This window comes from Jatrophihabitans sp. (assembly GCF_036388195.1).
Lineage (GTDB): Bacteria > Actinomycetota > Actinomycetes > Mycobacteriales > Jatrophihabitantaceae > Jatrophihabitans_A.
The window spans coordinates 49,083-61,660 of record NZ_DASVSG010000090.1 but is presented as its reverse complement, the minus strand read 5'-3'; the positions used below and the strand labels follow the sequence as shown (position 1 = coordinate 61,660).

Here is a 12,578-nt window from a genome sequence, read left to right as displayed (position 1 = left end):
GTCAAGGATCCGTCCAAGAGCGCCGCGCAGTCCTGGCTCAAGGACAAGGGCATCACCTTCCCCGTGGTCTACGACGAGGCAGCCCGGACCGCCATCCAGCTCGGGGACGTGCCGATGGCCGCCCTGCCCTCGACCGTGGTGATCGACAAGCAGGGCAGGGTCGCGGCGGTCTACGTCGGCTCGGTGCTGCCGAAGGACCTCACTCCGGCGCTCGACGAGCTGACCGAAGAGGCCTGAGCGGTGGGCAAGGCCGTGCTCGCCAGCGGGTTCAGCAGCACCGTCACCGACGGCGCGCTGATCCCGGCCGCGGGCGTGGCGATGCTGGTCGGCGTGCTCGGCTTCCTGTCACCGTGCGTGCTGCCGCTGGTGCCGGGCTACCTCTCCTACGTCGCGGGCCTGGCCGGCGACAACCTCGGCGACAACCTCGGCAACAGCGCCGGTGAGAGCGCCGGCGCGGTGCGGACCGCCCGCCGGCAGCGCCGGATGGTCGGCGGGGCGCTGCTGTTCGTGCTGGGCTTCACCGCGGTGTTCGTCGCCACCGGGGCGCTGTTCGGCACCCTCGGCTCCACCATCAACGTGCACCGGCTGCTGCTGGAACGGATCTTCGGCGTCGTCACGATCGGGATGGGCCTGGTGTTCCTGGGCAGGTTCCGGTTCCTGCAGCGGGAGGTGAAGCTGCACCGGCTGCCGCAAGCCGGCCTGCTCGGCGCCCCGCTGCTGGGGCTCACCTTCGGGCTGGCCTGGACGCCGTGCCTGACCCCGACCTTCGGCGCCGTGTACGCCCTGGCCGCCACCGAGGGCACGGCCGCCCGCGGCGCGCTGCTGTCGGCGGCGTACTGCCTGGGGCTGGGCGTGCCCTTCCTGCTGGTCGCGGCCGGCCTCGGCTGGGTCAGCGGCGCGCTGGCCGTCGTGCGCCGGCACGCCCGGCTGGTCAGCCAGATCGGCGGCGCCGTGCTGATCGTGATGGGGGTGCTGCTGCTCAGCGGGGTCTGGGATCACTGGATGAACTACCTGCGGCTGCAGTTCGCCGGCGTCGGCGTCGGATCAGGGCTGTAGATGACCACCCCGCTGCGGCTGCCGCGTCCGGTTCGCCAGCTCTGGCGGCGGCTGGTGTCGATGCGGACCGCGCTGGTGCTGCTGTTCCTGCTGGCGCTGGCCTCGGTGCCCGGCTCGCTGCTGCCGCAACGACCGCTCAACCCGCCGAAGGTGCAGCAGTACCTGGCCACCCATGGCGCCTGGGGCCGGTTCCTGGACCGGATCGGCGCCTTCGACGTCTTCGGCTCGATCTGGTTCTCGGCGGTCTACCTGCTGCTGTTCGCCTCGCTGATCGGCTGCCTGATTCCCCGGATCGCTGTCTACGCCCGGGCCCTGCGCGCCCGGCCGCTCAAGGCTCCCCGCCACCTGGACCGGCTTGCCGAGAACGCCACGCTGAGCACCGGCCTCGATGCCGACGAGGCCGCAGCCCGGATCACCCGCTCGCTGCGGCCGCGCTGGCGCACGGCAGTCCGCACCGAGGAGAGCGGCGCGGTGGCCGTCTCGGCCGAGAAGGGCTACAGCCGGGAGGCCGGCAACCTGCTGTTCCACGTCTCGCTGCTGGCCGCCCTGGTCCTGATCGCCGCCGGCCGGTCGCTCAGCTACGAGGGCTCGATCGTCACCACCGAGGGCTCGGGCTTCTGCAACCGCCCCATCTCCTACGACTCCTTCTCCGCCGGACGCTTGGCCGGGTCCGGCACGCTGGCCGACTTCTGCATCGACCGGCTCGACAAGTTCACCGCCAGCTACCGCGAGGACGGCACGCCGGCCCAGTTCAAGGCCGACATCACCTACTCCGAGGACCTGGCCGCCGAGCCCCGGCGCGGGGTCATCACGGTCAACCATCCGCTGCGGCTCAAGGGCGACCGGGTCTACCTGCTCAACCACGGCTTCTCGCCGACCGTGACCATCACCCGGCCGGGCCGCACCCCGGTCACCGACACCCAGGCGTTCCTGCCCCAGGACGAGGTGCTGACCAGCGAAGGCGCCTTCAAGCTGCCGGGCCGGGACGCCACCGAGGACGACGACCTCGGATTGAGCGCCGTCTTCGCGCCCACTCCGGTCATCAGCGGCGGCGTCGTCAGCTCGCTCGCGCCGCAGGCCACCAACCCGGTGCTGGCCGTGCTCGCCTACACCGGCGAGCTGAACCCGGGGGGCAAACCGCAGTCGGTCTACTCCCTCGACCAGAAGCAGATCGCTGCCGGCAAGCTCAAGCAGGTGGGCGCGAAGAACCTGGCGGTCGGGCAGTCGCTGACGCTGCCGGACGGCACCGTGATCCGCTTCGACGGCTACCGCCAATGGGCCAACCTGCAGGTCTCGCACGACCCGGCCCAGACCGGGTTGCTGATCGCGTCGATCCTGATGGTGGCAGGCCTGCTGGGCTCGCTGGCAGTCCGCCGGCGCCGGCTGTGGGTGCGCATTGCCGCACCGGACGCCTCGGCTCGTAGGGTGGTATCGGCAGGCGGTTTGGCTCGCAACGACGGCGGGAACTTCAGCACCGAGTTCCAGGCGATCGTCACGGAGCTGGCGGCGGTTCTGGACGCCGGCCCGCCGCCTGCCACGGTGGCGCCATCATCGGCGGCTGCCGAGAAGATCGGCGCGGGAAAGGACTGAGATGGCCCTCGACGGCCTGGCTTCGTTGTCCGAATCACTGTGGACGGCGGCCACCGGCACCTACATGCTCGCCGTGGTGGCCTACACCGGCGAGTACGCCTTCGGCAAGAACGGCCGGATCGCCCAGACCAGCGCCGTCCAGAGCGGCTCCGTCTCAAGCGGCGCCGTCTCAAGCGGCGCTGTCCGGCGGCCGGCGCTGGTCGGCGGCAGCGATTCGGCCAGCGATTCGGCCAGCGATTCGGCCAGCGAGCCGGCCAGCGAGCCCGCCAGCGGGTTGAGCCCGGCGCCCGATCAGCCCCGCTACGGCGCCGGCTCGGTCGAGTCCGGTGGCCCGGCCGGCCGGCGCTGGGGTCGCGCGGCGGTCGGGCTGACGGTGCTGGCAGCGGCGTTCCACCTGGCCTGTGTCACCCTCCGGGGCATCGCGGTGGACCGGGTGCCGTGGGGCAACATGTACGAGTTCACCCTGGTGGTGGGCCTGATGGCGACGGTGGCCTGGCTTGCCACCCTGGTCAAGATGCCGCAGCTGCGCTACCTCGGCCTGTTCGTGATGATGCCGGTGCTGCTGGTGATGTTCCTGGCCGGCACGCTCTACACCAAGGCGTCCAAGCTGGTGCCGGCGCTGCAGTCGTACTGGCTGGCCATCCATGTCTCCGCGGTCGCGGTCGCCGAGGGGATCCTGCTGACCTCGGCGGCGATCACCGCGATGTACCTGGTGCGGTCCCGCTTCGAGCGGCACGCCGCGGCCGGGACGGCTCCGGCCCGGCTAGCCGCGCTGGGCTCCCGGCTGCCGGCGGCCGGGACGCTGGACAAGGCCGCCTACCGGACGGTGGCGTTCGCGTTCCCGATCTACACCGCGGGGGTCATCTTCGGCGCCATCTGGGCCGAGGCGGCCTGGGGCCGGTACTGGGGCTGGGACCCGAAGGAGACCTGGGCCTTCATCGCCTGGGTCGTCTACGCCATGTACCTGCATGCCCGCGCGACGGCCGGCTGGAAGGGCAACCGGGCGGCCTACATCAACCTGCTCGGCTTCGGGGCCATGACGTTCAACTTCTTCGTCGTCAACATCGTCATCTCCGGCCTGCACTCCTACGCCGGGTTGACCTAGCTCCGGGTTGACCTAGCTCCGGGTTGGGCTAGCGCGGGTTGGGGCTAGTCGGCACGGTTGAGCCTGCGCCGCCGGGTTGAGTTAGCGGCAACCGCTCAGGGCCCCTTGATGTTGCGCAGGAAGTCCGGATCGTCGTCGGGGCCGACCGGCCCGCTGCGGGGTGGCTGGGTCTTGCTGCCGCGGGCGGCCAGCTGCCCGCCGCGGGGCCGGCCGAAGATCACCCAGGCCAGCGCGCCGAACTCCAGGAACACCAGGATCACCACCACCCACCCCCACCGGGGCAGGTTGCGCACCCGCTTGTCGTCGCAGGTCAGCGAATCGAAGATCGCCCAGAGCCAGAACACCACACTGACGAGGAAGAAGAGGCCACCCAGCTTGAGGAGCATGTCAACCAGCTTAGGTCGTTCGCGGCCTGACGGCGCCGGATTAGGCAGGCAGGGATACTGACACGGTGGCGTACACCGATCTGGCTGACCTGGTCCGTGCCCTGGAACGCTCCGGCGAGCTGGTCCGGGTCAAGGCGCCGGTCGATCCAGATCTAGAAGTCACCGGCATCGTGCAAAGGGTCGTGCGCGACCGTGGCCCGGCGCTGCTGTTCGAGAACCCCACCCGGGGCAGGATGCCGCTGCTGATGAACCTGTTCGGCACCACCTCGCGAATGTGCCGAGCGCTCGGGGTCTCCGACCTCGACGAGATCGGCGACCGGATCGCCGGCCTGCTCAAACCGGAGCTGCCCCAGGGATTCGGAGGATTCCGGGAGGCGCTGGGCAAGGCCGCCCAGCTGCGCAACGCCCCGCCGCGGCACGGCAAGCGAGCCCGCTGCCAGGAGGTCGTGCTGCGCGGCGAGGACGTCGACCTCGACCTGCTGCCCGGGGTCAGGTCCTGGCCCGGGGACGGCGGGGTGTTCCTCAACCTCGGCCTGACCCACACCAAGCATCCCGAGACCGGCGCCCGCAACTTGGGCATGTACCGGCTGCAGCAGCAGGATCGCCGGACGGTGAGCCTGCACTGGCAGATCCACAAGGACTCCACCTCGCACGCCGCCATCGCCGAGCGCCGGGGCGACCGGCTGCCGGTGGCGATCGCGTTCGGCTGCCCGCCGGCGGTCACCTACGCCGCGTCCGCGCCGCTGCCCGCCGACATCGACGAGTACCTGTTCGCCGGGTTCCTGCAGCGGGAACGGGTGGAGCTGGTGGACTGCCTGACGGTGCCGCTGCAGGTGCCGGCCAACGCGCAGGTGGTCCTGGAGGGCTGGGTCGAACCGGGCGCCCGGCTGCCCGAGGGCCCGTTCGGCGACCACACCGGCTTCTACACGCCGGTCGAGCCGTTTCCCTACATGCACGTGGACGTGATGACCACCCGGGAGAAGCCGATCTACCAGTCCATCGTGGTCGGCCGTCCGCCGCAGGAGGACGGGCCGCTGGGCAAGGCGACTGAGCGGATCTTCCGGCCGCTGATCAGGCTGACCATTCCCGAGATCGTGGACTACGACCTGCCCGAGGCCGGGGTGTTCCACAACTGCGCCATCGTCTCGATCCACAAGCGGTTCCCCAAGCACGCGCACAAGGTGATGAACGCGATCTGGGGCGCCGGCCTGCTGTCGCTGTCGAAGCTGATCGTGGTGGTCGACGCCGATTGTGACGTGCACGACTACAACGAGGTCGCCTGGCGCGCGTTCGGCAACGTCGACTACGCCCACGACGTGGTGCACATGACCGGGCCGGTGGACCACCTGGACCACTCGTCCTACGAGCAGTTCTACGGCGGCAAGCTGGGCATCGACGCCACCGCCAAGCTGCCGACCGAGGGTTACCGGCGAGAGGGCGGCTGGCCCGAGGCCTGCGTGCTGGACCAGTCGACGGTGGAGCTGGTCCAGCGCCGCTGGCGCGAGTACGGGATCAGCTGACTCTGCCGTAGCCGCACCTCGCCTCGCGGCGGCTGGCAGACTCAAGGGCGTGTCAGCCGCCCCCCTCACCAAGGTGCGACCCGGCAGGACCCGGGCGTTCCTGCGGCTGGTGATGATCGAGCACTCGGTGTTCGCGCTGCCGTTCGCGCTGATCGCCGCCTTCACGGCGATGTGGGACGAGTCGCGCTCGGTGCACTGGTGGCAGCTGCTGCTGATCGTCGTCGCGATGGTGTCGGCCCGGACGGTGGCGATGGCCGGCAACCGGATCCTGGACCGCGGCTTCGACGCCCTGAACCCCCGTACCGCGCAGCGTGAGCTGGTCACCGGTGCGCTGTCGGTGGCGGTGGCCTGGCGTGGCTTCGCCGTCGCGCTGGTGATCTTCCTGGCCTGCGCGGCCGCGCTGGGCCCGCTGCCGCTGCTGCTGTCGCCGGTCGCGGTCGGGCTGCTGATCCTCTACTCCTACGGCAAGCGGTTCACCGACTTTCCGCAGGTCCTGCTGGCGCTGGCTCAGGCGGTGGCGCCGATCGGGGCCTGGATGGGCGTGACCGGCGGCTTCGCGTGGCCGGCCACCGCGCTGGGGCTCGCGGTCGGCACCTGGATCGGCGGCTTCGACCTGATCTACTCCTGCCAGGACGCCGAGATCGACCGGGTGATCGGCTCCCGGTCGTTCCCGGCCCGGTTCGGCGTCGCGGCCGCGCTGCGCTGGTCGAGCATCACCCATGTGGTGACCGTCGCCTGCTACGCCTGGTTCGGCCTGGCCGCGGGGCTGGGCTGGCTGTGGTGGCTGGGCCTGGCGATCACCGCCGCGGTGCTGGTCTACGAGCACCTGATCGTCCGGGCCGATGACCTGTCCCGGGTGAACCGGGCGTTCTTCACCGCCAACGGCTTCGTCGGCATCCAGCTGTTCGTCTTCGCCCTGGCTGACCTGATCGTGCAGGGCCTGCGGCCATGAGTGAGCATCGCAGCGAGGAACGAGCGAGGAGCGGAGCGATTGACGGCGTGACCGGGCGGGTGCCCTGGATCATCGGGGTGTCCGGGGCGTCGGGAACCCCGTACGCCAAGGCGGTGATCAGGGCGCTGTTGCAGGCCGGGCACCCGGTGGACCTCATCGTGTCCCGGGCGGCCCGGCTGACCATCCTGGACGAGACCGGCATCGCCTTCCGGGACAACCACTGGGCCGAGGACGCCGCGTCCTGGCTCGGCTTGGACGCCGCCGGTGAGGCAGGCGGCGACCTGCGGTACTGGACGGCGACCGATCTGAGCGCCGGCCCGGCCAGCGGGTCGTACCCGGCGCGGGGCATGGCAGTCGTGCCGGCCTCCACCGCGGCGGTCGCCGGGATCGCGCTGGGGCTGTCGAAGGACCTGCTGCAGCGAGCCGCCGACGTCACCCTCAAGGAGCGCCGGCCGCTGGTGGTGGTGCCGCGGGAGACGCCCTACACCCGGGCCACCCTCACCCACCTGATCGAGCTGTACGACGCGGGCGCGGTGGTGCTGCCGGCCAGCCCGGCCTTCTACGCCGGCGCCGGATCGGTCCAGCAACTCGTCGATTTCGTGGCCGCCAAGGTGCTCGACGTGCTCGGGGTCCCGCACTCGCTGATCACCCGGTGGACCGGGGAGCTCGGCGCCGGCCGGGCGGCTGAACCAGCCGGAGCGGCGGCCGAACCAGCCGGAGCGGCGGCCGAACCCGGCGTGGCAGCGGCCGAACCAGGCGTGGCGGCCCAATCCGGCCCGGCGGCCACGACGGCCTGACAGACTCCAGCCATGGACGCCGTTGACCGCGCGATTCTGGATGCCCTGCGGGCCAACGCCCGCGCGACCTACGCCGAGCTGGCCCGCGAGGTCGGCCTGTCGGCGCCGGCCGTGCATGAGCGGGTCAACAAGCTCGAGGCCCAGAACGTGATCACCGGCTACCACGCGGCGGTGGCGCCCGAATCGCTCGGCTACTCGATGAGCGCGCTGGTCGGGATCTTCCTGTCCGACACGGCCGATGAGGACCTGGTGGCCGACGAGCTCGCGGCGCTGGCCGCGGTCGAGGACTGCTGGTTCGTCGCGGGCGAGGAGTCCTTCGTGGTGAAGGTCCGGGTGCCCGACGTCGGTGGGCTCGAGATCGCCATCCGGGCGCTGTCCAAGATCCGGGGGGTGGCCCGGACCCGGTCCACGGTGGTGCTGTCCACCAGGTTCGAGGGACGGGTCCAGGCGGCGGGGCATCCGCAGCCCGGTAGCTGATCGATCCCAGCCGGCGCGCCGAATAGGCCGACCACGACGGCCTGCGGGTACTACATTGATGTCGATTTCATAACATGCCCACCGCAGCCGGGCATGGTGTCGCGCTCGTCCAGTCACGAGGTCGGGGAGGAGACCGGATTGCCTGGCGCCGGTTACCCGCGCGAGTCGGCAGGCGCCGCCGTCGCGGCCCGTCCTCGCAGCAGTTTCCTGGATGTCTACGTGTTGTCGGTGTCCGGCGTGCGCGTCGAGCGGGCAGACGTGTCGGTGCTGGATGACCGCGAGCGGCAGCGGGCGGCGAAGTTCGTCCGGGACCGCGACCGGCACAGCTACCTGGCCGCGCACATCGCGCTGCGCTACGTCCTCGGCCGGCAGCTCGGCCTGCCGCCGGGCGAGGTGACGTTCCTGCGGCAGTCCTGCCCGAACTGCAGCGCGCCGCACGGCCGGCCCGCGCTGGCGGGGACCGAGCAGCCGGTGCAGTTCTCGCTGTCCCACGGCGGGGATCTGGTGCTGGTCGGCGTGGCCGCGGCGCCGGTCGGGGTCGATGTCGAGGAGGTGCCCGACGCGCAGGTCGCGGCGGACCTCAGCGCCCGCCTGCACCCGGCCGAGCAGCGCGAGATCGCCGCGGCGGGACGTCCCGAGGTGGCCTTCGCCAGGGTGTGGACGCGCAAGGAGGCCTACCTGAAGGGGATCGGCACCGGCCTGTCCCGGGGCCTGGGCACCGACTACCTGGGCGCTGCCGGGCTGGCGCCGTTGCCGGACGGCTGGAACGTGCTGGACGTGCCGGTCCCTGCCGGGTACGCCGGCGCGGTCGCGGTGGCGGGCCCGACATCCGACGCCCGGGTGCTGGACCTGCCCCCGGCGGTCATCGAGGGAGACGCCGCCGCCTTCGACTGACCGGCCTTCGACTGACCCGCCGGCTGACCCGACTGACCCGCTGGACCGGAACCCGACCGGCTTACGCCGGAGATTCGACCGGCAGGCCGTAACGCGTCGCTGCCTCAGCCATCCGACGGTCATAGGTCACCAAGACCTGCAGCTCGGGCAACTCTGCCGCCGAGGCGATGTGCAGGGCGTCCAGGGTGCGGACCTCCGGAGGTGGCAACTCACCGGCCAACGCCAGCGCCGCCGGGGTCAGGGCCAGCCGGTCGATCCGGCCGAGCAGCACGGTGGCCGCTCCCAGTGCCTGCTGGCTGACCCGGGCGGCCAGCCTGCGCAATTCCACGACGCCGACGGAGTTGGTCACCAGCCGGGCATCCTGCTGGGAGATCCAGTCGCGCAGGGCAGGCGTCTCGGCCTCGGCGATCAGCAGCTTGGCCAGGGCGGAGGTGTCGGCGTAGATCACCGGTCCTCGCGCAGGCCGGCGAGCAGCTCATCGGTGGTGGGCGCGCCGGGCGGCGGCTGGACCGGTTCGACGTCGAGCACGTTCCCGCGTCCGGGCTGCAGCTCGCCGCTGGCGATCAGGTCGGCGCGGCCGTGCCGCTGACCGTCGAGCGGAGCCAGCTGCGCGACCGGATGGCCGTGGTTGGTGATCTGGATCGTCACACCCTTGGCAACCCGGTCCAGCAGCGCGCTGGCGTTCTGGCGCAGCTCACGAACGCCTACCTGCTTGTCCTTCTCCGTCATGTAGCACAGAGTAGCACAATCTCAGGCGCGGGCGCGACGTGCGGCCATCTGCTCGGCGACCGCCTGCCCGCTCGCGCCGCCGGCAGCTGCCAGGGCGGCGCGCACGCCCTCCCGGTCGGCCACCGATCGGTTCTGGCTGAGCTTGGCCTTGGCCTCGATCCGCTCGATCACCAGCTCCACGCCGACGATCGCGCGCAGCTGCCCTTCCATGTAGTCGACAGGCCCGTCCGTCATCGCCCACGGCTCGGGCTGGGCCTGCTCGTGCCGGGCGGTCAGCCGGCTGACCAGCGACCGCAGCCACTCCACGTCGTCATGCACCACGAGCTGCCCGTACACGTGCGCGGTGACGTAGTTCCAGGTCGGCACCACCCGGCCGTGTTCTGCCTTGCTGGCATACCAGGACGGCGACACGTAGGCATCCGGGCCGTGCGCGATCACCAGGGACGTACCGCTGGCTGCGGCCCGCCAGTGCGGGTTGTTGCGGGCGACATGGCCCTGCAGCGTGCCGGCCTGCGGGTCGAAGAGCATCGGCAGGAAGGTCGCCGTCAGGCCGTCCGGGGTGGTGCTGACCAGGTCCACCGCGGTGATGGCCGACAGCAGCTCGGCCACCTCGTCCGGTGACATCGCGAAGTGCGCGGGGACGTACATGTGACCAGCATGGCAGCTGGTTTCGCGCAGCGGGAACAGCGCCGGAACGTAGGCTGAGCCCATGGCATGGAACGCGGTCCGCAAGGCCGAACTGACCGAGAAGATCGCCGCGGGCGAGCGGCTGACCCGCTCCGATGGCGAGGATCTCTACGACTGCGATGACCTGGCCTGGCTCGGCGCCCAGGCGCACGCGGTGCGGACCGCCAAGAACGGCGACGCGGTGTACTTCAACGTCAACCGCCACCTCAACCTGACCAACGTCTGCCGGGCCTCCTGCGCCTACTGCTCCTTCGAGCGCAAGCCCGGCGCCAAGGACGCCTACACCATGCGGGTCGAGGAGGCCGTCGAGCTGGCGCTGGCCATGAAGGACGACGGCCTCACCGAGCTGCACATCGTCAACGGCCTGCACCCGACCCTGCCGTGGAAGTACTACCCGCGGGTGCTGCGGGAGCTCAAGGCGGTGCTTCCCGGGGTCGCGCTCAAGGCGTTCACGGCCACCGAGGTGCACTACTTCGAGGAGATCTCCGGGCTGCCGGCCAGCGACATCCTGGACGAGCTGATCGACGCCGGGCTGGAGTCGCTCACCGGCGGCGGCGCCGAGATCTTCGACTGGGAGGTCCGCAAGCAGATCGTCGACCACGACACCCACTGGGAGGACTGGTCGCGGATCCACCGGCTGGCCCACTCCAAGGGGCTCAGGACGCCGGCCACCATGCTGTACGGCCACATCGAGGAGCCCCGGCACCGGGTCGACCACGTGCTGCGGCTGCGCGAGCTGCAGGACGAGACCGGTGGCTTTCAGGTCTTCATCCCGCTGCGGTTCCACAACGACAACAACCGGCTCTCACACCTCCGGATGGCCCAGCCCGCCGATGTGCTCAAGACCTTCGCGGTGTCCCGGCTGATGCTGGACAACTTTCCGCACGTCAAGGTGTTCTGGGTGATGCACGGCCTGTCCACCTCGCAGCTGGCCCTGAACTACGGCGCCGACGACATGGACGGCTCGGTCGTCGAGTACAAGATCACCCACGACGCGGACGGCTTCGGCACGCCGGACAAGCTGACACGGGAGAACCTGCTGGAGCTGATCCGCGACGCCGGCTTCCAGCCGAAGGAGCGCAACACCCGCTACGAGGTGATCCGCGAGTACGAGCCGCCGGTCCCGCTGGCGCAGCGTCGCGCCGAACCGCAAGCAGTCTGGGCCTGACGATGACGCAGTCCGGACCTGAGGATCGCAGCGAGCGCGGAACACCGTCCCCGGGAGCGCCGGTTTCTGGTGCGCCGTCCCCTGGGCAGATGCTGGGCGCGATGTGGCTCTACACCGTGCTGCGGTTCGCCCTCTTCCTGGCGCTGTGGGGGCTGCTCTGGGTTGCCCGGGTGCCGGGGCTGCTGGCCGGGATGATCGCGGTGGTGCTGTCGATCCCGCTGTCCTACATCCTGCTGCGCAAGCAGCGTGCCCGGCTGGCGGCCAACCTCGAAGCCAGGGTGACGGCCCGGCAGTCACAACGGCACACCCTCGCCGTCCAGCTCGAAGGCGAGCCCGAGGAGGAGCAGGGCACCGGGCGGGCAGCCCAGCAGTAGGACGACGCGGGCAGCCCAGCAGTAGGACGACGCGGGTCAGCCCAGCAACGCGCGGATCTCGCCGACGGCCTGCCGGTTGCCCGCCAGGTGCCAGCGATGCCCGCGATGATGCACCACCTCGGTGACCCCGCCGGCGGCTCGCACCAGCGCGGCCCCGGGCAGCCAGTCCCAGTCCAGGGTGTCCAGCTGCGCCCAGACCCCCAGCCGGCCGCCGGCCACCGCCGCGAGCTCCAGCGATCCCGAGCCCAGCATCCGGACCGTCGCCGCGCCGCGCATAACGGCGAGCAGCGGCTCGCGGGCGCCGTCGTCGGGCAGCGTCGCCGGGTGCAGGTAACTGGCCAGCGACAATCGCGCCAGCGGGACGTCGGGCAGTTGCCGAACCGGCACGCCGTTGCAGCTGGTCGGCTGGTCCACCCCACCGAGCCACAGCTCGTCGGCGGACGGGTGATAGACCGCGCCCAGCACCGGCTCGCCAGCTCCGCACGCCGGGGCCAGCGCGAGCGCCGAACACCAGTACGGCAACCCGGACAGGAAGTTGTAGGTGCCGTCGACCGGGTCGATGTACCAGGTCCGGCCGCCGACGGCCGGCTGGTTGGCGCCCTCCTCGCCGACCAGGCCGTCATCGGGGCGCGCGGACCGCAGCGCCGCCACGATCAGCTCCTCGGCGGCATGGTCTGCGTCGGAGACGACGTCGGACACCGAGCTCTTGTGGTGGGTGTCCAGGCCCTCGCGCAACATCCAGGCCGCCAACCGACCGGCCTGCCGTACCAGTTCGCCGGCCAGCCGCAGGTCGTCGGTCACGCTCGCGAGCCTAGCCGGATCGGCCCCCCGGCCAGTTATCCC

General features: G+C 71.3%; 15 protein-coding genes and 1 pseudogene. 11 read left to right on the top strand and 5 right to left on the bottom strand.

From position 1 onward, the window contains the following. From VF612_RS09860 to ccsB, 4 genes are all read left to right on the top strand, one after another. The coding region (locus tag VF612_RS09860) for a TlpA family protein disulfide reductase (protein ID WP_408659680.1) at positions 1 to 237 on the top strand (237 nt) is incomplete at its 5' end. A gap of 3 nt (positions 238 to 240) precedes the next feature. After that, positions 241 to 1,056, top strand: a complete 816-nt coding sequence (locus VF612_RS09855; RefSeq protein WP_408659679.1) for a cytochrome c biogenesis CcdA family protein — start codon at positions 241 to 243, stop codon at positions 1,054 to 1,056. Further along, positions 1,057 to 2,646 carry a cytochrome c biogenesis protein ResB gene (gene resB, locus VF612_RS09850; protein ID WP_408659678.1) on the top strand — a complete coding sequence of 530 codons (1,590 nt, stop codon included), beginning with the start codon at positions 1,057 to 1,059 and terminating at the stop codon, positions 2,644 to 2,646. 25 nt (positions 2,647 to 2,671) lie between these two features. After that, on the top strand, positions 2,672 to 3,751 hold the full coding sequence (gene ccsB / locus VF612_RS09845; protein WP_408659677.1) for a c-type cytochrome biogenesis protein CcsB: 1,080 nt from the start codon (positions 2,672 to 2,674) through the stop codon (positions 3,749 to 3,751). 95 nt (positions 3,752 to 3,846) lie between these two features. Here ccsB and VF612_RS09840 read toward each other — a convergent pair whose 3' ends face one another. Then, a complete protein-coding gene (locus VF612_RS09840) occupies positions 3,847 to 4,137 on the bottom strand; it encodes a PLD nuclease N-terminal domain-containing protein (protein WP_408659676.1) in 291 nt (96 codons plus the stop codon). Between the two features lie 65 nt (positions 4,138 to 4,202). Here VF612_RS09840 and VF612_RS09835 point away from each other — a divergent pair, with 65 nt between their 5' ends. From VF612_RS09835 to VF612_RS09815, 5 genes and pseudogenes are all read left to right on the top strand, one after another. Then, complete coding sequence (locus VF612_RS09835) at positions 4,203 to 5,657, top strand: menaquinone biosynthesis decarboxylase (protein ID WP_408659675.1); 1,455 nt, start codon at positions 4,203 to 4,205, stop codon at positions 5,655 to 5,657. Between the two features lie 49 nt (positions 5,658 to 5,706). Continuing rightward, positions 5,707 to 6,609: a menaquinone biosynthesis prenyltransferase MqnP gene (gene mqnP / locus VF612_RS09830; protein ID WP_408659674.1), complete on the top strand. Its 903-nt coding sequence runs from the start codon at positions 5,707 to 5,709 to the stop codon at positions 6,607 to 6,609. Beyond that, positions 6,606 to 7,283: pseudogene (locus VF612_RS09825) on the top strand (UbiX family flavin prenyltransferase); the annotation flags it as partial. The gene mqnP and the pseudogene VF612_RS09825, both read left to right, overlap by 4 nt. A 135-nt stretch (positions 7,284 to 7,418) precedes the next feature. Beyond that, the gene (locus VF612_RS09820; RefSeq protein ID WP_408659673.1) at positions 7,419 to 7,883 is read left to right on the top strand and encodes an Lrp/AsnC family transcriptional regulator; all 465 of its coding nucleotides are present in this window, start codon (positions 7,419 to 7,421) and stop codon (positions 7,881 to 7,883) included. 93 nt (positions 7,884 to 7,976) lie between these two features. Next, positions 7,977 to 8,777: a 4'-phosphopantetheinyl transferase family protein gene (locus VF612_RS09815; RefSeq protein ID WP_408659672.1), complete on the top strand. Its 801-nt coding sequence runs from the start codon at positions 7,977 to 7,979 to the stop codon at positions 8,775 to 8,777. A gap of 61 nt (positions 8,778 to 8,838) precedes the next feature. Here VF612_RS09815 and VF612_RS09810 read toward each other — a convergent pair whose 3' ends face one another. Genes VF612_RS09810 through VF612_RS09800 form a run of 3 tightly spaced genes read right to left on the bottom strand, consistent with a single transcriptional unit; the run spans position 8,839 to position 10,154 of the window. Beyond that, positions 8,839 to 9,225 carry a type II toxin-antitoxin system VapC family toxin gene (locus VF612_RS09810; protein ID WP_408659671.1) on the bottom strand — a complete coding sequence of 129 codons (387 nt, stop codon included), beginning with the start codon at positions 9,223 to 9,225 and terminating at the stop codon, positions 8,839 to 8,841. Further along, positions 9,222 to 9,506, bottom strand: coding sequence for a type II toxin-antitoxin system Phd/YefM family antitoxin (locus VF612_RS09805; RefSeq protein WP_408659670.1), 285 nt, complete (start codon positions 9,504 to 9,506; stop codon positions 9,222 to 9,224). Before VF612_RS09805 ends, VF612_RS09810 begins: the two co-directional genes overlap by 4 nt. Before the next feature lie 21 nt (positions 9,507 to 9,527). Then, positions 9,528 to 10,154 (bottom strand): FMN-binding negative transcriptional regulator, encoded by a 627-nt coding sequence (locus VF612_RS09800; RefSeq protein ID WP_408659669.1) that lies wholly within the window; start codon positions 10,152 to 10,154, stop codon positions 9,528 to 9,530. A gap of 61 nt (positions 10,155 to 10,215) precedes the next feature. Here VF612_RS09800 and mqnE point away from each other — a divergent pair, with 61 nt between their 5' ends. Together mqnE and VF612_RS09790 are read left to right on the top strand one after the other, a co-directional pair. Then, complete coding sequence (gene mqnE / locus VF612_RS09795; RefSeq protein ID WP_408659668.1) at positions 10,216 to 11,361, top strand: aminofutalosine synthase MqnE; 1,146 nt, start codon at positions 10,216 to 10,218, stop codon at positions 11,359 to 11,361. A gap of 89 nt (positions 11,362 to 11,450) precedes the next feature. Next, a complete protein-coding gene (locus VF612_RS09790; RefSeq protein WP_408659667.1) occupies positions 11,451 to 11,735 on the top strand; it encodes a DUF4229 domain-containing protein in 285 nt (94 codons plus the stop codon). Positions 11,736 to 11,771: 36 nt separating this feature from the next. Here VF612_RS09790 and VF612_RS09785 read toward each other — a convergent pair whose 3' ends face one another. Further along, on the bottom strand, positions 11,772 to 12,536 hold the full coding sequence (locus tag VF612_RS09785; RefSeq protein WP_408659666.1) for an inositol monophosphatase family protein: 765 nt from the start codon (positions 12,534 to 12,536) through the stop codon (positions 11,772 to 11,774). Positions 12,537 to 12,578: the final 42 nt, after the last annotated feature.

Bases quoted from the DNA above. Each gene is read 5' to 3' on its own strand.
- VF612_RS09840 (WP_408659676.1), bottom strand. From the start codon at position 4,137: ATGCTCCTCAAGCTGGGTGGCCTCTTCTTCCTCGTCAGTGTGGTGTTC.
- resB (WP_408659678.1), top strand. From the start codon at position 1,057: ATGACCACCCCGCTGCGGCTGCCGCGTCCGGTTCGCCAGCTCTGGCGG.
- VF612_RS09805 (WP_408659670.1), bottom strand. From the start codon at position 9,506: ATGACGGAGAAGGACAAGCAGGTAGGCGTTCGTGAGCTGCGCCAGAAC.
- VF612_RS09790 (WP_408659667.1), top strand. From the start codon at position 11,451: ATGCTGGGCGCGATGTGGCTCTACACCGTGCTGCGGTTCGCCCTCTTC.
- VF612_RS09815 (WP_408659672.1), top strand. From the start codon at position 7,977: ATGGTGTCGCGCTCGTCCAGTCACGAGGTCGGGGAGGAGACCGGATTG.
- mqnE (WP_408659668.1), top strand. From the start codon at position 10,216: ATGGCATGGAACGCGGTCCGCAAGGCCGAACTGACCGAGAAGATCGCC.
- VF612_RS09820 (WP_408659673.1), top strand. From the start codon at position 7,419: ATGGACGCCGTTGACCGCGCGATTCTGGATGCCCTGCGGGCCAACGCC.
- VF612_RS09800 (WP_408659669.1), bottom strand. From the start codon at position 10,154: ATGTACGTCCCCGCGCACTTCGCGATGTCACCGGACGAGGTGGCCGAG.